The 17,077-nt window shown below is 66.0% G+C and carries 14 protein-coding genes, 1 rRNA gene and 1 pseudogene; 5 read left to right on the top strand and 11 right to left on the bottom strand.

Annotated elements, in window-relative coordinates:
* Nucleotides 1-119 precede the first annotated feature (119 nt).
* The 4 genes and pseudogenes from AC5RV1_RS16730 to AC5RV1_RS16745 all read left to right on the top strand — a co-directional run.
* Nucleotides 120-775: pseudogene (locus AC5RV1_RS16730) on the top strand (GntR family transcriptional regulator); the annotation flags it as partial.
* The gene (locus AC5RV1_RS16735; RefSeq protein ID WP_493995327.1) at nucleotides 771-2,291 is read left to right on the top strand and encodes an MmgE/PrpD family protein; all 1,521 of its coding nucleotides are present in this window, start codon (nucleotides 771-773) and stop codon (nucleotides 2,289-2,291) included. The pseudogene AC5RV1_RS16730 and the gene AC5RV1_RS16735, both read left to right, overlap by 5 nt.
* Nucleotides 2,291-3,193: a methylisocitrate lyase gene (gene prpB, locus AC5RV1_RS16740; RefSeq protein WP_493995328.1), complete on the top strand. Its 903-nt coding sequence runs from the start codon at nucleotides 2,291-2,293 to the stop codon at nucleotides 3,191-3,193. Before AC5RV1_RS16735 ends, prpB begins: the two co-directional genes overlap by 1 nt.
* Nucleotides 3,194-3,251: 58 nt before the next feature.
* Nucleotides 3,252-4,391, top strand: a complete 1,140-nt coding sequence (locus AC5RV1_RS16745; protein ID WP_493995329.1) for a bifunctional 2-methylcitrate synthase/citrate synthase — start codon at nucleotides 3,252-3,254, stop codon at nucleotides 4,389-4,391.
* 70 nt (nucleotides 4,392-4,461) lie between these two features.
* Here the strand turns inward: AC5RV1_RS16745 and AC5RV1_RS16750 are convergent, their stop codons facing one another.
* Entirely contained in the window at nucleotides 4,462-4,944 is a 483-nt protein-coding gene (locus AC5RV1_RS16750) for an 8-oxo-dGTP diphosphatase (RefSeq protein ID WP_493995330.1), read from the bottom strand.
* A gap of 75 nt (nucleotides 4,945-5,019) precedes the next feature.
* Between AC5RV1_RS16750 and AC5RV1_RS16755 the strand changes: the two genes are divergently transcribed.
* Nucleotides 5,020-5,709, top strand: a complete 690-nt coding sequence (locus AC5RV1_RS16755) for a hypothetical protein (RefSeq protein WP_493995331.1) — start codon at nucleotides 5,020-5,022, stop codon at nucleotides 5,707-5,709.
* A 50-nt stretch (nucleotides 5,710-5,759) separates the two neighbouring features.
* Here AC5RV1_RS16755 and xerD read toward each other — a convergent pair whose 3' ends face one another.
* The 10 genes from xerD to rrf all read right to left on the bottom strand — a co-directional run bounded on the left by xerD (nucleotide 5,760) and on the right by rrf (nucleotide 16,787).
* Complete coding sequence (xerD, locus tag AC5RV1_RS16760; RefSeq protein ID WP_493995332.1) at nucleotides 5,760-6,842, bottom strand: site-specific tyrosine recombinase XerD; 1,083 nt, start codon at nucleotides 6,840-6,842, stop codon at nucleotides 5,760-5,762.
* Nucleotides 6,842-7,501, bottom strand: a complete 660-nt coding sequence (locus AC5RV1_RS16765) for an NUDIX domain-containing protein (RefSeq protein ID WP_493948819.1) — start codon at nucleotides 7,499-7,501, stop codon at nucleotides 6,842-6,844. Before AC5RV1_RS16765 ends, xerD begins: the two co-directional genes overlap by 1 nt.
* 26 nt (nucleotides 7,502-7,527) lie before the next feature.
* The gene (gene pyrG / locus AC5RV1_RS16770; protein WP_493948820.1) at nucleotides 7,528-9,297 is read right to left on the bottom strand and encodes a CTP synthase; all 1,770 of its coding nucleotides are present in this window, start codon (nucleotides 9,295-9,297) and stop codon (nucleotides 7,528-7,530) included.
* Between the two features lie 112 nt (nucleotides 9,298-9,409).
* Nucleotides 9,410-11,149: a DNA repair protein RecN gene (recN, locus tag AC5RV1_RS16775; protein ID WP_493948821.1), complete on the bottom strand. Its 1,740-nt coding sequence runs from the start codon at nucleotides 11,147-11,149 to the stop codon at nucleotides 9,410-9,412.
* A gap of 3 nt (nucleotides 11,150-11,152) precedes the next feature.
* Nucleotides 11,153-12,178 carry an NAD kinase gene (locus tag AC5RV1_RS16780; RefSeq protein ID WP_493948822.1) on the bottom strand — a complete coding sequence of 342 codons (1,026 nt, stop codon included), beginning with the start codon at nucleotides 12,176-12,178 and terminating at the stop codon, nucleotides 11,153-11,155.
* Nucleotides 12,179-12,191: 13 nt separating this feature from the next.
* Nucleotides 12,192-13,007 carry a TlyA family RNA methyltransferase gene (locus AC5RV1_RS16785; protein WP_493995333.1) on the bottom strand — a complete coding sequence of 272 codons (816 nt, stop codon included), beginning with the start codon at nucleotides 13,005-13,007 and terminating at the stop codon, nucleotides 12,192-12,194.
* A complete protein-coding gene (locus AC5RV1_RS16790; protein WP_493995334.1) occupies nucleotides 13,007-13,261 on the bottom strand; it encodes a hypothetical protein in 255 nt (84 codons plus the stop codon). Before AC5RV1_RS16790 ends, AC5RV1_RS16785 begins: the two co-directional genes overlap by 1 nt.
* Nucleotides 13,262-13,270: 9 nt before the next feature.
* Nucleotides 13,271-14,260, bottom strand: a complete 990-nt coding sequence (locus AC5RV1_RS16795; protein WP_493948825.1) for an HAD-IIA family hydrolase — start codon at nucleotides 14,258-14,260, stop codon at nucleotides 13,271-13,273.
* Between the two features lie 5 nt (nucleotides 14,261-14,265).
* Nucleotides 14,266-16,161, bottom strand: a complete 1,896-nt coding sequence (locus AC5RV1_RS16800; protein ID WP_493995335.1) for a hypothetical protein — start codon at nucleotides 16,159-16,161, stop codon at nucleotides 14,266-14,268.
* 509 nt (nucleotides 16,162-16,670) lie between these two features.
* Nucleotides 16,671-16,787 (bottom strand): 5S ribosomal RNA (gene rrf / locus AC5RV1_RS16805).
* Nucleotides 16,788-17,077: the final 290 nt, after the last annotated feature.

A 17,077-nucleotide genomic window follows, 5' to 3' on the forward strand; every position in this document is an offset into this window, starting at 1 on the left:
TCGTAGGCGTCTAGCCAGGTGTATACAAGAAGCCGTATATATCAAGGATTTGAGCCGACTTCTGCCGCAAAAGCCCTCGTCTGTATACACTGGGGTCAATGCCAGCGAAGGGACAGCCAGTGCGAGCCAGCGACCGTGCCTATGCCGCACTCCGCGATGACATCGTCCAGTGGCGGCTCCAGCCCGGAGCCCTGCTTGCCGAGGTGGAACAGGCAGAACGGCTGGGGGTCTCCCGCACGCCCCTCCGGGAGGCGCTGGGCCGGCTCACGGCAGAAGGACTGACGACGGCGGCAGGCGGCCGCGGCGTCGTCGTCACCGGCATCTCGTTGGCGGATATCGACGAACTGTTCGAGCTCCGCGAGACGCTGGAGGGAAAGGCCGCCGCCCTGGCCGCCGAGCGGGGCGATCCGGAAACGTTCCGCAGGCTTGAGGCGGAATTCCGGGCAGCGCCGTCACTCATTACCGGGCCCGCACCCGCACTTCAGGACTATTACCTGCTGGTGGACCGGCTGGACTCCGCCGTTGATGCCGCAATTTCCAACTCCTACCTCGCCCAGGCCATGCGCAGCCTCCGGGTGCACCTGGTCCGTATCCGCCGCCTCGCAGCAGACGACGCAGCACGGCTCACGGCCGCAGCAGCCGAACATGCAGCCATCGCCGAGGCCATTGCCATCCGCAACCCCCGCCTGGCGCAGGCAGCCACCACCCTCCACCTGCACCGCAGCCTGTCCCACATCAAAGCCACCCATCCATCCCGCTAAAGGAGCACCATGGTCAAGGAACACCACGTCCGCGTCTACAAGAGCGAAGAAAACCTGCCCCGCGAGGAACAGCTTGCGCACAAAATCGCCCGGGTTGCCGCCGACCCCGTGGAGGTGCCCGCCGACGTCACCGACATGGTCATCAACAGGGTGATCGACAATGCTTCGGTGGCCGTGGCTTCGCTCAACCGGGCACCGATCGTGGCAGCCCGGGCGCAGGCCCTCGCTCATGGTCCCAGCTCCGGTGGAAAGGGCGCCAAGGTCTTCGGTATCGGCGAGCGCATCTCACCGGAATGGGCGGCGTGGGCCAACGGCGTGGCGGTGCGGGAGCTGGATTACCACGACACCTTCCTGGCTGCCGACTACTCCCACCCTGGCGACAACATTCCGCCGATCCTCGCTGTGGGCCAGCACGTGGGCTCAAGCGGCCGGGACCTGGTGCGGGCCATCGCCACGGGATATGAGATCCAGGTGAACCTGGTGAAGGCGATCTGCCTGCACAAGCACAAGATCGACCACGTAGCCCACCTTGGCCCGTCCGCAGCTGCCGGCATTGGCACCCTGCTGGGGCTTGACGTCGAGACCATCTTCCAGTCCGTGGGGCAGGCCCTGCACACGACGACGGCGACACGCCAGTCCCGTAAGGGCGAGATCTCCACCTGGAAGGCGCACGCGCCGGCCTTTGCGGGCAAGATGGCCGTCGAGGCGGCAGACCGGGCTATGCGCGGTCAGACCTCGCCCGTGCCGATCTACGAAGGCGAGGACGGGGTGATCGCCTGGCTGCTGGACGGTCCCGACGCCTCCTACCTGGTGCCCCTGCCCGAAGCCGGGGAAGCCAAGCGTGCCATCCTGGACACCTACACCAAGGAACACTCCGCCGAGTACCAGGCACAGGCCTGGATCGACCTGGCCCGGAAGCTGAACCGCGAGCACCCGGAGGCCACTGATCCGGCGAATGTGAAATCCGTGCTGATCAGGACCAGCCACCACACCCACTACGTCATCGGGTCCGGGGCGAACGATCCCCAGAAATACAGCCCCACCGCCTCCCGGGAAACCCTGGACCACTCCATCCCGTACATCTTCACCGTGGCTCTGCAGGACGGCGCCTGGCACCACGTGGACTCCTACTCCCCCGAACGCGCAGCCCGGCCGGACACGGTGGACCTTTGGCAGAAAGTCACCACCGAGGAAGATCCCGAGTGGACCCGGCGCTACCACTCACTGGACATTGCCGAGAAGGCCTTCGGCGGCTCCGTGGAGATCACCCTGGCTGGCGGCACTGTGATCAGGGAGGAAATCGCCGTGGCCGATGCCCACCCCCTGGGTGCCCGCCCCTTCGGCCGCGAGCAGTACATCAACAAGTTCCGCACCCTGGCCGCCGGCCTCGTGGAGGAAGCCGAAATCGAACGGTTCCTCGCCGCCGTCGAACGCCTGCCGGAACTGGCGGCAGGTGAACTCGACCAGCTGAACATCACGGCAGCACCGGGCGTGATCGACTTGAGTGCTGCACCGAAAGGACTTTTCTGATGCTGTATTCCAAGGTCACGCCGGAGCAGAAGCGTCTCCGGTTCCGGGAGCTTTTGGCATCCGGGACCATCCAGCAGTTTCCCGGCGCCTTCAACCCGCTCTCGGCCCGGCTGATCGAGGAGAAGGGCTTCCCCGGGGTCTACATTTCCGGTGCGGTCCTGGCCAACGATCTTGGTTTGCCGGACATCGGGCTGACCACCCTCACAGAAGTCGCCACCCGGGCCGGGCAGATCGCCCGAATGACGGACCTGCCCGCGATCGTGGACGCCGACACCGGCTTCGGTGAACCCATGAACGTGGCCCGCACTGTCCAGGAACTTGAGAACGCAGGACTGGCGGGCCTGCACATCGAAGACCAGTTCAACCCCAAGCGCTGTGGCCACCTCGACGGCAAGAACGTGGTGGATTTGGAGACGGCAACCAAGCGCATTCGTGCCGCCGCCGACGCCCGCCGCGACCCGAACTTCCTCATTATGGCCCGCACCGACATCCGCGCCACCGACGGACTCCAAGCAGCCCAGGACCGGGCCCGGGCGCTCGTGGAAGCAGGAGCGGACGCCATCTTCCCGGAGGCCATGAAGGACCTGGCTGAATTCCAGGCCATCCGCGACGCCGTCGACGTCCCGATCCTGGCCAACATGACAGAGTTCGGCAAGAGCGAACTGTTCACCGTGGACCAGCTCCAGGGCGTCGGGGTGAACATGGTGATCTATCCTGTCACCCTCCTCCGTAGTGCCATGGGTGCTGCCGAGCGTACGCTGGAAGCGATCAAGGCTGAGGGCACGCAGGAGGCGCAGGTGGGCAGCATGCTCACCCGCGCACGCTTATACGATCTTGTTGACTATGAAGGCTACAACCGCTTCGACAGCGGAGTGTTCAATTTCCGGGTCCCCGGGGAGTAGGGAAAACCGCGCCGGCTCCGGCCGGCACAACAGGCGACAGGAACGAAGGAGTTTCAGCATGGCTGAAGAGGACATCAAAAAAGGTCTTGCCGGCGTCGTGGTGGATTACACGTCCGTCTCGAAGGTCAACCCGGATACCAATTCCCTGTTGTACCGGGGCTACCCGGTTCAGGAGCTCGCCGCGAGGTGCAGCTTCGAGGAGGTGGCCTACCTGCTCTGGAACGGTGAACTTCCCACGGAACAGGAGCTGGTGGAGTTCACTGCACGGGAGCGCGCCGGCCGGGCCCTGGATCCGGTGGTCAAGCAGGTGATCGATGCCCTGCCGGAGAGCTCCCATCCCATGGATGTTTGCCGGACCGCTGCCTCCGTGATGGGCGCCCGGCACCCGCTGGCGGAAGACTCCTCCCGCGAGGCCAACATGGCCAAAGCCATCGACTTGTTCTCGGCCATGCCGGGCGTCGTGGCCTACGACCAGCGCCGCCGCCACGGGCAGGATGTCATTGACCCACGCGACGACCTGGGCTATTCGGCCAACTTCCTGTGGATGACCTTTGGGGAGGAGCAGGTGCCGGAAGTTGTTGAGGCGTTTAACGTCTCGATGATCCTCTACGCCGAGCACTCCTTCAACGCCTCCACCTTCACGGCCAGGGTGATCACTTCGACGCTGGCGGACCTGCACTCGGCCGTCACGGGAGCCATCGGCGCTTTGAAGGGACCGCTGCACGGCGGTGCCAACGAGGCCGTGATGCACACCTTCGACGAAATCGGCATCCGCCCGCAGGAGTCCCTGGAGGAAGCGGCTGCCCGTGCCAAGACGTGGATGGAGAACGCCCTGGCCCAGAAGAAGAAGGTCATGGGCTTCGGGCACCGTGTGTACAAGCACGGCGACTCGCGGGTGCCCACCATGAAGGCTGCCCTGGACAAGATGGTGGCCCACTACGGCCGGCCCGAGCTGCTGGGCCTCTACCAGGGCCTGGAGAAGGCCATGGACGAAGCCAAGGCCATCAAACCCAACCTCGACTATCCCGCCGGCCCCACCTACCACCTGATGGGATTCGACACCGCCACGTTCACTCCCCTGTTCGTCGCCAGCCGCATCACCGGGTGGACGGCGCACATCATGGAGCAGTTGGATTCAAACTCCCTGATCCGCCCGTTGAGCGAATACGTCGGTCCTGAGGAACGGCACGTTCCGTAGGCTGAAGGGCGGAGCGGACGACGGCGGGGGCGGCCACGCAGGTGGACATCCCGCCGTCGGTCATTAACGCCTAGGGCAGGAGGCTCACGGACGACGCGACGGTTTCGTTGTCGCTGTTCAGCGTGACCACCACATTGACCCTGCCGCCTTCGAGCACCACTGGAAGCCAGTGATCGGCATCCTGCCACATACGGTCCACCGGCAGGATGCCGGTCTGGAACCACTGCGGCATGATCTCGTCGCTTTCTTGCGGCTCCCCCAGCCATCGCCGGGCGGTGAAGAGGCGGGTGTGCATGTCCCAGGCCGGCTTGGCCGGGAACACGAACTGCACGACGCCGGCGTCCGCCAGGTCTTCCTGGCGCACCGTCACGCCGGTTTCTTCCCTGACTTCACGGACAACGGCTTCGGCCTCGCTCTCCCCCGGTTCGACGTGTCCTCCGATACCCACGATCTTTCCGGTGCCGAAGCCTGTCCGTTTGAGGCCCAGCAGCACTTCCGGGCCCGAATCCCCGTCACGGAGCAGGAAGCAGAGAGTCACCCTTGCGGCAGTCATGCGTTCAAGCCTATGGGGTTGGCGAGTTGCCGGCGAGGAAGCGCCACGGGGCGCTGAATATGCCAAGCTCTACGTGTGGCTCCCGAAACTGCACCCGGGATACGGCCGGCCCGTATTTCGATCATTGACGCCCGCCTGCCGGAGTGGCTGGTGCGCAACCCTTTGTACTGGGGCTGGGCCTGGGCCTGTTTCTGGACGGTGCTGATTGTTGGGGATGAATTCGTGGACCTGGCAGGCTGGACGTGGTATTTGCTGGTGGCCACGGCTGCACTGCCCACACTGCTCAGCACCCTGGCCGTGCTGCAGGTGACTCCCCGGCAGCAAGTGAAAGCCGCCCGGGAATCGGTTTTGGGCCTGTTCTTCGTGCGTTTCCTCGCACTCGTTGCGGCATTCATCGTGTGGGCCATATCGGTGGTGCTGAGTGCGTCCATCTCCACCACCATCCAAGCCGTGGCGGGAGATTCCGAGCGTGAGGTGACAGCTCTGGGGTTCCAGCTGATGGCAGCCCTGTTCCCGGTTGTGGTGGCCGTCCTGTGGCTGGCGTTTGTTGCCCGGTGCGCCTGGTTCCTGCGGAGGCTTCGCGGCTGGCGGCAGGTTCCCACGTTCTCGCGGGTGCCGAAGTCGTTCCTCCGCGGCCGCCCGCGCCTGCGCCGGGTGGTGCTCGGCCTGGCGCATCCGGGACTGATGTTGCTCGCGGGGATGGGCACGTCGGCGCTGGCGTTCCTGCTGGGTCCGGTGGAACTGACCATCGAGGCGCTGCTCTAGGTGTTCCCGGGCAGTACATCTGCGCAGGCCGGGACCGTGCTTGGGCAAGCTCAGCCGAGGGCCCGCGGGTGTGCTGCCGCGTAGATCTCACGCAGGGTATCCGCCGTCACCAGGGTATAAACCTGGGTGGTGGTCACCGACGCATGGCCCAGCAGTTCCTGGACTACGCGGACGTCGGCACCGCCTTCGAGCAGGTGGGTGGCGAAGGAGTGCCGAAGGGTGTGCGGTGAGACGTCCTTGGTGATGTTCGCTCTCTCGGCTGCGGCCTTCAGGATGGTCCAGGCGCTCTGGCGGCTGATCCGGCCGCCGCGGGCATTCAGGAACAAAGCCGGGGTGCCCTTTCCCTTGGCCGCGAGCAGCGGGCGGCCCCGGACCAGGTAGGCGTCGAGGGCGCGGGCGCCGTAGGACCCCAGCGGCACCAGCCGCTCCTTGGAGCCCTTGCCAAAGAGCCGTACGATGGCTGGCCCGGTTTCCGCCTCCTGCAGGGAAATATCGTCCACGTCCAGGCCTACGGCCTCGCTGATCCGCGCTCCGGTGGAGTACAGGAACTCCAACAGGGCGCGGTCGCGCAGCCCCGTTGCCGTGTCGGTGCCGGCTGCCTCCAGGATCCTGGTTACTTCGTCCACGCTGATGGCCTTCGGCAGCCGTTTTCCGGGCATGGGGGGATGGACGTCGCTGGCGGGGTCGGTTGGCGTGAACCCTTCCAGGGCCCAGAACTTGTGCAGCCCCCTGACGGCGACCACAGTCCTCGCCGCCGACCGCACACCAAGGGCCGAACCGCCGTCGGAACCGTCCGTCAGCGCCCGGACGTAACCGGTTACGTGATGGCGGGTGATGTCCTGGGGGCGGCTGCATCCGGCTGCTGCCAGGTAGCGGGAGTAGCGGGCCAGGTCCCTGCGGTAGGCCGCCAGCGTATTGGCGGCAACACCGCGTTCCACGCCCATGTGCTGGAGGTAGTCGGTGATGCCGCGCTCGATGGCTGTTGGCGGGGAAGCCGGCGTCGGGGTGTCACGTATCTCTCCTGACGCGGCCGGTCCTGGCGCTGCCGGTTCCGCCGGAGCCAGTTCAGCCGGAGCCGCTTCAGCAGGATCCAACCCAGCGGGAGCCGCTTCAGCAGAGGGACCAGGGACCATCAGCGCTGGCTGGGGTGCGCGGGCCAGGGCGCGTCCGCGGGGCGGAGATTGGCATATCCCCCGGCGCGGGCGGCTGCGGCTGCAAGAATCCCGACGACGGCGGACGGGTTGTGGAGCCTTCCGGCCAGCACCGACTCCACGGCATCGTCAAGCTTGATCCAGTGAAACTCGATCTCGGCTTCCTCGTCCGTCCGCAGATGGCGTTCATGGTGCGGGACTTCGGTGAGGTTCCGAGCCAGGTAGATCCTGATGGCCTCACTGGAGGAACCGGGCGAGTTGAAGAAGTCGGCCAGGACGTTCCAGGTGCCGGCGGCAAGGTCTGCTTCCTCGGCGAGTTCACGCGCCGCGCCCACCACGAAGTCCTCGCCTTCGATATCGAGCAGCCCGGCGGGGATCTCCCAGAGGTCCATGCCCACGGGGTGCCGGTACTGCTTGAGGAGGAGGATCTCGCCGTCGTCGTTCATGGGCAGGACGGCCACGGCACCCGGGTGTTCAATGTAGTCCCGGGTGAGGGCCTCGCCCGTTTCCTGCAGCTGGAAGCTATCGCTGACCACGTCCCAGATCCGGCCTTCGTAGACCTTCTCTGTAGACAAAAGACGGCGCGGGCTCGGTGCATCCGAAACCTTTACTGCAGGGGTGGCTTCAGGTGTACCGGGCATCGCGCCGTCCTTTTTGTCGTGCGGAACTACTTAGCGGCTACCGTACCCGACTGCTCGGCTTCGGGGGCAACAGCATCCAGGCCGGCGGCCGTGTCGGAGCCCTCCTGGTGGTCCAGGGCTGCCTTCACGAGCCCGGCGAACAGCGGGTGCGGCCGGGTGGGGCGCGAGCTCAGCTCAGGGTGCGCCTGGGTGGCCACGTAGTACGGGTGGACGTCGGCGGGAAGCTCAACGAACTCCACGAGCTTGCCGTCCGGGGACGTGCCGGAGAAGACCAGCCCTTCGGCTGCGATCTGGTCGCGGTACTTGTTGTTCACCTCGTAGCGGTGGCGGTGGCGTTCGCTGACGGTGGTCTTGCCGTACGTACCGGCGATCACGGAACCGGCGTCGAGCTTGGCTTCGTACAGGCCCAGGCGCATGGTGCCGCCAAGGTCGCCCTTGCCCTCGACAATGTCGAGCTGCTCTTCCATGGTGGCGATGACCGGGTACTTCGAATCCGGCTCGAACTCGCTGGAGGACGCACCCTCCAGTCCCACCACGTTGCGGGCGTACTCGATGACCATGCACTGCAGGCCCAGGCAAAGTCCCAGGACGGGCAGCTTGGTCTCGCGGGCGAATTTCAGCGCACCGAGCTTGCCTTCCAGGCCGCGGATGCCGAAGCCGCCCGGGACGCAGATGGCGTTGACGCCGTCCAGTGCCTGAATGGCGCCTTCCCGGGTTTCGCACTCGTCCGAGGGGACCCAGCGGATCTTGACCTTGGTGTCGTTGGCGAAGCCACCGGCCCGCAGGGCCTCGGTGACGGACAGGTAGGCGTCCGGAAGGTCGATGTACTTGCCGACGAGGGCGATTTCCACGTGGTGCTTGGGGTTGTGGACGGCTTCGAGCAGCTTGTCCCAGCTGGTCCAGTCCACGTCCTTGAACGGAAGGTCCAGGGCGCGCACGATGTAGGAGTCCAGCCCCTGGGAGTGCAGGGTCTTGGGGATGTCGTAGATGCTGGGCGCATCGGCGGCGTTCACCACGGCGTCAATGTCGACGTCGCACATCCGGCCGATTTTTTCGCGCATGGCGTCCGGCACTTCGCGGTCAGAGCGGATGACGATCGCTTCGGGCTGGATGCCGATGGAGCGCAGGGCTGCGACGGAGTGCTGGGTGGGCTTGGTCTTTAGTTCCTGGGACGGTCCGATGTACGGGACCAGCGAGACGTGCAGGAAGAAGACGTTGGTGCGGCCGATGTCCTGGCGGACCTGGCGGGCCGATTCGAGGAACGGCTGGGATTCGATGTCGCCCACCGTGCCGCCGATTTCGGTGATGATGACGTCCGGAGCGTTCTTGCCCTCGGCCGGCAGCCTCATCCGGCGCTTGATCTCATCGGTGATGTGCGGGATGACCTGCACGGTGTCGCCGAGGTACTCACCGCGGCGTTCCTTGGCGATGACGGTGGAGTACACCTGGCCTGTGGTCACGTTGGCGGAGCCCTCAAGGTTTTCGTCGAGGAAGCGCTCGTAGTGTCCGATGTCCAGGTCCGTCTCGGCGCCGTCGTCGGTGACGAAGACTTCGCCGTGCTGGAAGGGGTTCATCGTGCCCGGATCCACGTTCAGGTAGGGATCGAGCTTCTGCATAGTTACAGACAAGCCGCGTGCCCGCAGGAGATGACCGAGGCTTGATGCCGTCAGTCCCTTACCGAGCGAGGACGCCACACCACCGGTTACGAAGATGTGTTTGGTCGTCTTGGACGAGCCCGGGAACCGGGAATTTATACGGGAATTTGATCGCTGCACCACGGAATTCGAGCCTATCATCAAATGAGCCTTCCACGGGTCGGGAACTGCTTCCCCAAATGATCCAGTCTGCCCGTCCGGGCGTCCCGTCAGCAAGGGCGGCCCGGTTGCACAATCCCCACGTGGGGCGCGGTTACGCCCGCTGTGGCAGCAGTTTGGCGTCGTCCAGCAACTCCTGGGCGTGCGCCTGCGCGGACTCCGAGTCCTCCTGGCCGGCCAGCATCCGTGCCAGTTCTCGGACCCGCTCGGGGCCGTCAAGGAGGCGGACATCACTTGAAGTGAACCCGGTGGCTGTCTTGCCGTCGGCTCCCCGGACGGAGGTTTTGGTGACAGTGATGTGCTGGTCCGCGAACGCCGCCACCTGCGGCAGGTGCGTGACCACCAGCACTTGGACGTGCCGTGCCAGCATGGCCAGCCTGCGCCCGATTTCGACGGCGGCGCGTCCGCCCACTCCGGCGTCCACCTCGTCGAAGACGAACGTGGGAACGGGGTCGACGGCGGCCAGCACCACTTCGATGGCCAGCATGACCCGGGAGAGTTCGCCTCCGGACGCCCCTTTGCCCAGGGGTCGCGCCGGAGCCCCTGAGTGTGGCTGCAGCAGGAAACTGATCTCGTCTGCGCCGTGCGGACCCAACTGGCCGGTCGGCTCGAGGTTGATCACCAGGGTCGCATCTGCCATGGCCAGGGCCTTCAGTTCGGCGCTGACGCGGGAGGAGAGCTCCTTGGCGGCTTTGGTCCGGATCTTGGTGATGGCAGCGGCCTGCTTCTGCAGGTCAACCTCGGCCCTCACCACTTCCGCGTCCAGCGCTTCGATGCGGGTTGAATCGTCCTGCAGTTCGTCAAAGCGCACGCGGGCTTTTTCAGCCCACTGGAGCACTTCGTCGATGGACGGGGCATACTTTCGGATCAGCTTGGCCAGGACGGCACGCCGGTCCTCGATTTCGGCCAGCCGTTCCGGTCCTTCGCTGTCCAATCCGGCCTGGTAGCTGGCCAGTTCGGTGGCGATGTCGTTCAGCAGGAAGCCCACCTCGGCCAGGCGCGCTGCTGCGGAACCGAGTTCGGCGTCGTGCTCCGCCACGTGCTCGAGGGTCCGCTTCGCTGCGTCCACCAGGGTGGTGGCGTCACCGGCTTCGCCGAAGTCCTCGGCGATCAAAGCCTGGTGGGCGGTGCTCGCCGCAATCCGCAGTTCCTCAACATTGGCAAGCTTTACTGCCTCCGCCTTGAGGAGTTCATCTTCGCCGGGCTGCGGGTCCACGTCGTCGATCTCGGCCAGTGCTGCCTCGAGCGATTCAGCTTCGCGAAGCCGGTCCCGGGCGGCACTGCGGAGGGCATCCAGCTCCGACTGGATGGATTTCCAGTGGTGGTACAGGTCCTGGTATCCGGCGAGGGGCCCGGCCAGCGTTTCCCCGGCGAACTTGTCCAGCGCGCCCCGTTGGGCTACCGCACCCTTGAGCCGGATCTGGTCCGACTGGCCATGGACCACAACCAGCGTTTCGCCGATTTCGGCGAGGACGCCGACCGGAGCCGCCCGCCCGCCCAGGAAAGCACGGCTGCGGCCGTCCGCACCCAGGCGGCGGGCGAGGATAAGCTCAGCTCCGCCGTCGAACTCTTCCGCCTCGGCGCCTGCCTCCAGTGCGCGCGCGATGGCGGGGTGCCCGGCGTCGAGCTTCAGTACTGCCTCGGCAGTTGCGCTCTTGGCGCCGCTCCGGACGGCACCGGCATCCGAACGGGCTCCGAGGAGGAGGCCGACGGCGGTGACCACCATCGTTTTGCCCGCGCCGGTCTCACCGGTCACCACGCTCAGCCCGGGGCCCAGCGGCAGTGTTGCGTCGGTAATGACGCCCAGATCACGGATTCTCAGTTCTTCAAGCATGGTTCACTTTGCGGTTGAGGGATCGGGATCGACGTCCGGCTGCCCGGTGTGCGGCAGCTGAAGCGGCGGCATGGGCCGCGGTGTCCGGACGATGGGGATGGGGCCGGTGTGGATGGCATCAGCCTTGGGGACTGGCCCCCGCCAGCCGTGGATGGGCAGTTCGAATTTCCGCACCAGCCGGGCCGAGAACGGGGTCTGATGGGTCCGTGCCAGCCGCACGGGCGTGGCTGACTTCGTGACCTCCACCCGGGCACCCGGCGGCAGGTCCACGGAACGCCGGCCATCACACCACAGCACGCCCTGGGCATCTGTCCTGCCCAGGACTTCGACGGCGAGGCGTGAGCGCGGCGATACCACCAGCGGCTTGGCGAACAGCGCATGGGCACTGATGGGGACAATGACCAGGGCCTCCACCTCCGGCCATACCACCGGGCCCCCTGCGGAGAACGCGTAGGCTGTGGAACCCGTGGGGGTCGCCAGCACAATGCCGTCGCAGCCGAAGGTGGTGAGCGGACGCTCGTCCACCTCGGTGACCACTTCCAGCATGCGCTCCCGGTTGGCCTTCTCGATCGCAGCCTCGTTCAGGGCCCAGGTGTGCCAGATCTTCTGTCCCCGGACCCACACCTGTACGTCGATGGTCATCCGCTCTTCCACCGTGTAGTCCCGGCTGGCGATCCATTCAACGGTCTGGGCCAGGTCCGCCCGCTCGCTCTCGGCCAGGAAGCCCACATGGCCCAGGTTCACGCCCAGCAGCGGCACGTCCACTTCCCGGACCAGCTCGGCCGCGCGGAGGATGGTGCCGTCGCCGCCGAGAACCATTACCAGTTCAACGTCAGGGAGCTGGACGTGGTCGTGGAGCACTTCCACCGGCTGGGACAGGTGCCCGAAGAACCGTTCCATGTCATCCAGCTCCGACTCCTGCATCACCGGGACAATGCCGGAGGCATGCAGCTGGGCGCAGGCCTCCCAGGCGGCCTTCAGCGATTCCTCACGGCCGGTGTGGGCGAGGACCAGTACACGCCTGCTCATCAGGTTCCGCCTTCTAGTGGTTGTGCCAGATACGTCCGAGCAAGGCAGCGGTGGCTGCGTCTCGCTCTTCGATCTTAGGCAACTCTTGGCTGATCCTGCGCTTTATCCACAGGAAGTATTCGACGTTTCCGTCCTGGCCGGGAAGCGGGCTCTGCGCGAGGCCGCGGAGGTCCAGGCCGGCCTCGAAGGCTGCCCGGGCCACTTTTTCCACTGCCATCCGGCGCTCCCGTTCGGAATTGACCACGCCGGTCCGTCCCAGCCGGTCCTTGCCGATTTCGAATTGTGGCTTCACCATCAGTACCAGGTCACCGCCCGGCTCGGTGCACAGGGCCAGTGGCCGGACCACCAGCTTCAGGGAGATGAAGGACAGGTCAGCCACCGTAAGCGCTGCGGGGCCGCCGATGTCTTCGGGCGACATGTACCGGACGTTGAGCCCCTCATGGACTTCCACGCGGGGATCTTCCCGCAGCTGGGGCACCAGCTGGCCGTGCCCGACGTCGACCGCCACCACGTGGGCGGCGCCGCGCCGGAGCAGGACATCAGTGAAGCCGCCGGTGGAGGCGCCGGCGTCGAGGCACTTTTTCCCGCCCGGCGAAACGTCGGGAAAGGCGTCCAGGGCCCCGGCCAGCTTGTGGCCCGCCCGGCTTACGTAGGTGTCCTGCTCATCATGCTGGACCACCAGGTCCTTGTCCTCCGGGACCTGGACGGATGCCTTGCTGAGGACCTGGCCGGCCGAACTTACTTTTCCTTCAGCGATGAGCGTAGCGGCATGGGTGCGGGACCTGGCAAGGCCGCGCGCAACCAATGCCTGGTCAAGGCGCAACGGCATCAGGCGCCACTCTTCGGGAGGTTAAGGCGCGGGCGGGTTTGCTCAGCCGGGTCGGCGTCCAGTGCAGCGCGCAGTTCGTCGTGGAGTTCACTGTAGGCCGCTTCGTGGTCTGCAACCGGTGTCCCGGGCACAACGTCCAGACGCGACAGGGACTGTTGCACCAGGTCATCCGGCACCTCGTCGTGGTTCATCCGCGGCCAGTCCAAGGAAGGCTGGGCTGCTGCGGACTCGTCAGGGGTGCTCAGCTCAGTCATTCAACCAGTCTAGTGATCCAGCCAGACGAGCTGCGGCGCCTGCGCCGTGGACGCGTCCGGAGTGGCCGCCCACCAGGCTGCGCACGCTGCCCGCCAGGAGTCCAGGTTGTCCTGGCTGCCAATGATGCCCACGGCACCGTTGGCCACCCGCGCCGTCGCCTCGCCACACGTGTAGGTCCCGTCGGCTTGCGTGACGGCCGGGTAAGGGCGGTACAGGTCCGGAAGGGAGCTGATGATGTAGTCCGGCCGTTCGGCGGCCTTGGCAGCCAGGATGGATTCCCGGGTGTCGACGCCGGTCAGTACCGCCACCGTTGCGAAGCCTGCGTTGTTGCCGCCCAGGATGTCGGTGTCCAGCCGGTCGCCGACCACGAGGGGGCGCTCGGCGGCGAGGCGCTTGGCGGCCGAGTGGAAAAGCGGCGCTTCCGGCTTGCCGGCGACGCGGGGCGTTTGGCCAGTGGCTGCGGTGACTGCGGCAACGAGGGTGCCGTTGCCCGGCGCGATGCCACGGGCCTGCGGGATGGACATGTCGGTGTTGGTTGCCACCCAAACGGCCCCGGCGGACACCACGTAGGCTGCCTCGGCGAGTTCCTTCCAGCCAATGGCCGGGTTGAAGCCCTGCACCACTGCCACCGGGTCCTCGTCCTGCCCGTACACGGGTACCAGGCCAACCAATTCGATCTCCTGCGCAAGCGCCGGGCTCCCGGTGATCAGCACCCTCGAACCCGGGGGCAGTTCTGAGGCGAGCAGCTCCGCAGCGGCCTGGGAGGAGCTGACCACCTGGTTGTCAGCCGCCGGCGCGCCGAGCTCACGGAGGTGGGCTGCGACGTCGGCAGGGGTGCGCGACGCATTGTTCGTCACGTAGCCCAGGCCAACTCCGAGGCCTTCCAGCTGCTGCAGTGATTCCACAGCACCCGGAATGGCGTGCGGGCCCGCATAGACCACTCCGTCCAGATCCGCGAGCAGTGCATCAAACAAGGAAATCAGGGTGGCTTCAGTCATCCGCTTTAGTCTTCCCGGCGATCCTGGTGGTCCTCCGGAGTTGTGCTGTCCGGCAGGTCCTCCCCGTCGTGGTCCAATTCGTCGGTCTCTACGGAGTCCTCGTCGGACTCAGCGTCGTCGGAGACGAAGTAATCCGGCTCCTGGTCGTCGATGCTGGCCTCGACGGCCTCGCCGGAACCAGCGGGCGTCTCCTCGCTGGCAGCGGTGGACGTGCCGGCTGCGGTGGATGTGCTGGCTGCGTTCGTTGCTGCTGCCGGAGATGCTTCAGCGGCAGCACCCGAAGCGGTGGATGCCCGCTCCAGGAGGCGGCGGCGTTCTTTTTCTTCGCGGGCTTCCTCTTCCTCGTCCCAACCCAAGTCGATGATGTCGGGTTCTTCGTCAACGCCAAGGCCCAGCGCATTTTCCGCCACGACGGCCTGCTTTTGCCATTTCTCCGACTCAGCCGTGCGGCCGACGGCGGCGAGTGCGTCGGCGTAGGCGCGGAAGAGGCGCGGGCTGTAGGAGAACGCCCGGTTGATGTCCAGCTGAGGGATCTCCAGTTCCGCCACGGCGGCGTCGAGCTGGCCGAGGTCGGCACGAGCGCCGGCGGCCACGATGGCGAGTTCAGCTTTGCCTGGCGCGTCCAGGTCCTGGGCTTCCTCGGACCGGACCACATCGAGTGCGCGGTCGGGACGGCCAAGCCCACGCTCGCAGTCTGCCATCACCGGCAGGTGCACATTGGAGCCGCTGATCCGGCGGTACGTCCGGAATTCCCTGAGCGCTTCGCCGTAGTGGCCGGCAGCATAGGCTGTGAGCCCCACCGCTTCCCGGACGGCCGCCAGCCGGCCGCCGCGCCGGCTGGCTGCCAGGGCGTGCTGGAAGGCCAGTTCAGGCTCGTCGTCGATCAAGCGGCCGGCCATCACCAGGTGGCGTGCCACCCACTCGGCGCTGTTAGCCTCAAGCGTCTTGATCTGGTGCTGAGTGGCGCGGTCCAATTCCTTGCCCGTGACATCCTCGTCGATCTGAGGCGATCGTTCACGGTCGGGGCGGTTGGCGCTGCGAAGGTCACGCATATTCGGGACGCGGGCCGGACGCTCTTCCTGACGGTCCCGGCCAAAGGTGCGGGGACCGGCGTCGCGGTCGAAGCTGCGGGGACCGGCGGCACGGCTGGAGTCCCGGTCGAAGGTGCGGGGTCCCCGGTCCTGGCGCTCACCCCCGCGGCTGGGGCGGTCGCTTCGGTCGCCAAAGGGCTTCCTGTTCTCTCCTCCGGCAAACCCCCGGCGGTCACCTTCGCCGTCGCGGCGCGGACGGTCGCTGAAGGAACGGTTGTCGCGGTCACCGTAGGGCTTGCGGTCGCGGTCGCCGAACGGCTTACGCTCGCCGCCGCCAAAGCTACGACGGTCACCCTCGCCATCCCGGCGCGGGCGGTCGCCTTCACCGTCGCGGCGCGGGCGGTCGCCTTCACCGTCGCGGCGCGGGCGGTCATTGAAGGGACGGTTGTCGCGGTCACCGTAGGGCTTGCGGTCGCGGTCGCCGAACGGCTTACGCTCGCCGCCCCCGAAGCTGCGACGGTCACCCTCGCCATCCCGGCGCGGGCGGTCACCAAACGGCTTCTTGTCGCGGTCGCCAAAAGGCTTGCGATCCCGGTCGCCGAACGGCTTACGCTCACCACCACTGAAGGGCTTACGCTCACCGGCACCGCGACCGTCCCCCTCACCATCACGGCGCGGGCGGTCCCCGAACGGTTTCTTATCGCGGTCGCCAAAAGGCTTACGCTCTCCCCCGCCGGCTGACCGGTCGGAACCTGCGTTGTCACGATTGGTCCGGGAGCGGAATCCGCGGGGATCACCGCCCGAATTGTTGTTACCGCGGAACCCGCCGCGGTCATTTCCGCCGCGGTTGCCGCCGTTGTGCTCAGCCATGTGGATTCCTCCTGTTGTGAGCCGACCACTGGCGCAACTGCAGCCGCTCGTATCCGTGTTTCGTTTTCCTACGCAACCCGAAATCAAGCGCTTCGAAGTCCGTACATCTTCATCAATTCTAGTGGAGTTGCCCAACAAGGCAGGACCGGACAGGGGCCGGCCGGCAGCATCGTGGCAATCTTCACACTCCCCAGGACGCTCTCTCACTTGATGCGGTCTTTTGGGTGACGCTCTCTCACTTGATGCGGTCTTTTGGGTGACGCTCTCTCAGCTGGCGCTGTGTTCCATGTGTTGCTCTTCCATGCGAGGGCGGACGACGACGGCTGGTTGGGATGCTGCCGCTGGGCCTAGCTCATGGACGGGCGAGAGAACGTTGGGTTTGAGAACACGTCAATTGAGAGAGCGATCGTGAAAAGCCCGCGTTATGTGAGAGAGGGTGCCTTGGTGTTTTGTTTGTTAAATGCGGCAGGGCCCTGACGTCGTTTGTCAGGGCCCTGCTCGTAATGGTTGTCCGGCGGTGACCTACTCTCCCACACCCTCCCGGGTGCAGTACCATCGGCGCTGTGGGTCTTAGCTTCCGGGTTCGGAATGGGACCGGGCGTTTCCCCCACGCTATGACCGCCGTAACCCTTGCTCCGCACCCCTGTGATGCTGGGGGGTGGGAAATCTTGTGGTTACAACAATTTGTGCTCCCCTTGCGGGTGCTGTGGTGTTGTTATGTAGTTGTGTGGTGTTCCCTGGACAACGAACCGGTTTGGTTTGTTGTTTGGGAACCACATAGTGGACGCAAGCAGTCTTGTTATCTTTTTACCGCCCCCTGGGTGCAAACGCTTTTGAAGTTCGTTTGCGGGGGTGGTGTGTGGTGTAAGTTATCGGCCTATTAGTACCGGTCAGCTTCACGAGTCGTTAGTCCTCG

This window comes from Arthrobacter sp. Hb9-2, assembly GCF_059091165.1.

Bases quoted from the DNA above. Each gene is read 5' to 3' on its own strand.
- recN (WP_493948821.1), bottom strand. From the start codon at position 11,149: ATGCTTGAAGAACTGAGAATCCGTGATCTGGGCGTCATTACCGACGCA.
- AC5RV1_RS16795 (WP_493948825.1), bottom strand. From the start codon at position 14,260: ATGACTGAAGCCACCCTGATTTCCTTGTTTGATGCACTGCTCGCGGAT.
- prpB (WP_493995328.1), top strand. From the start codon at position 2,291: ATGCTGTATTCCAAGGTCACGCCGGAGCAGAAGCGTCTCCGGTTCCGG.
- AC5RV1_RS16780 (WP_493948822.1), bottom strand. From the start codon at position 12,178: ATGAGCAGGCGTGTACTGGTCCTCGCCCACACCGGCCGTGAGGAATCG.
- xerD (WP_493995332.1), bottom strand. From the start codon at position 6,842: ATGGTCCCTGGTCCCTCTGCTGAAGCGGCTCCCGCTGGGTTGGATCCT.
- AC5RV1_RS16800 (WP_493995335.1), bottom strand. From the start codon at position 16,161: ATGGCTGAGCACAACGGCGGCAACCGCGGCGGAAATGACCGCGGCGGG.
- AC5RV1_RS16750 (WP_493995330.1), bottom strand. From the start codon at position 4,944: ATGACTGCCGCAAGGGTGACTCTCTGCTTCCTGCTCCGTGACGGGGAT.
- AC5RV1_RS16735 (WP_493995327.1), top strand. From the start codon at position 771: ATGGTCAAGGAACACCACGTCCGCGTCTACAAGAGCGAAGAAAACCTG.
- AC5RV1_RS16790 (WP_493995334.1), bottom strand. From the start codon at position 13,261: ATGACTGAGCTGAGCACCCCTGACGAGTCCGCAGCAGCCCAGCCTTCC.
- AC5RV1_RS16785 (WP_493995333.1), bottom strand. From the start codon at position 13,007: ATGCCGTTGCGCCTTGACCAGGCATTGGTTGCGCGCGGCCTTGCCAGG.
- pyrG (WP_493948820.1), bottom strand. From the start codon at position 9,297: ATGATAGGCTCGAATTCCGTGGTGCAGCGATCAAATTCCCGTATAAAT.
- AC5RV1_RS16765 (WP_493948819.1), bottom strand. From the start codon at position 7,501: ATGCCCGGTACACCTGAAGCCACCCCTGCAGTAAAGGTTTCGGATGCA.
- AC5RV1_RS16745 (WP_493995329.1), top strand. From the start codon at position 3,252: ATGGCTGAAGAGGACATCAAAAAAGGTCTTGCCGGCGTCGTGGTGGAT.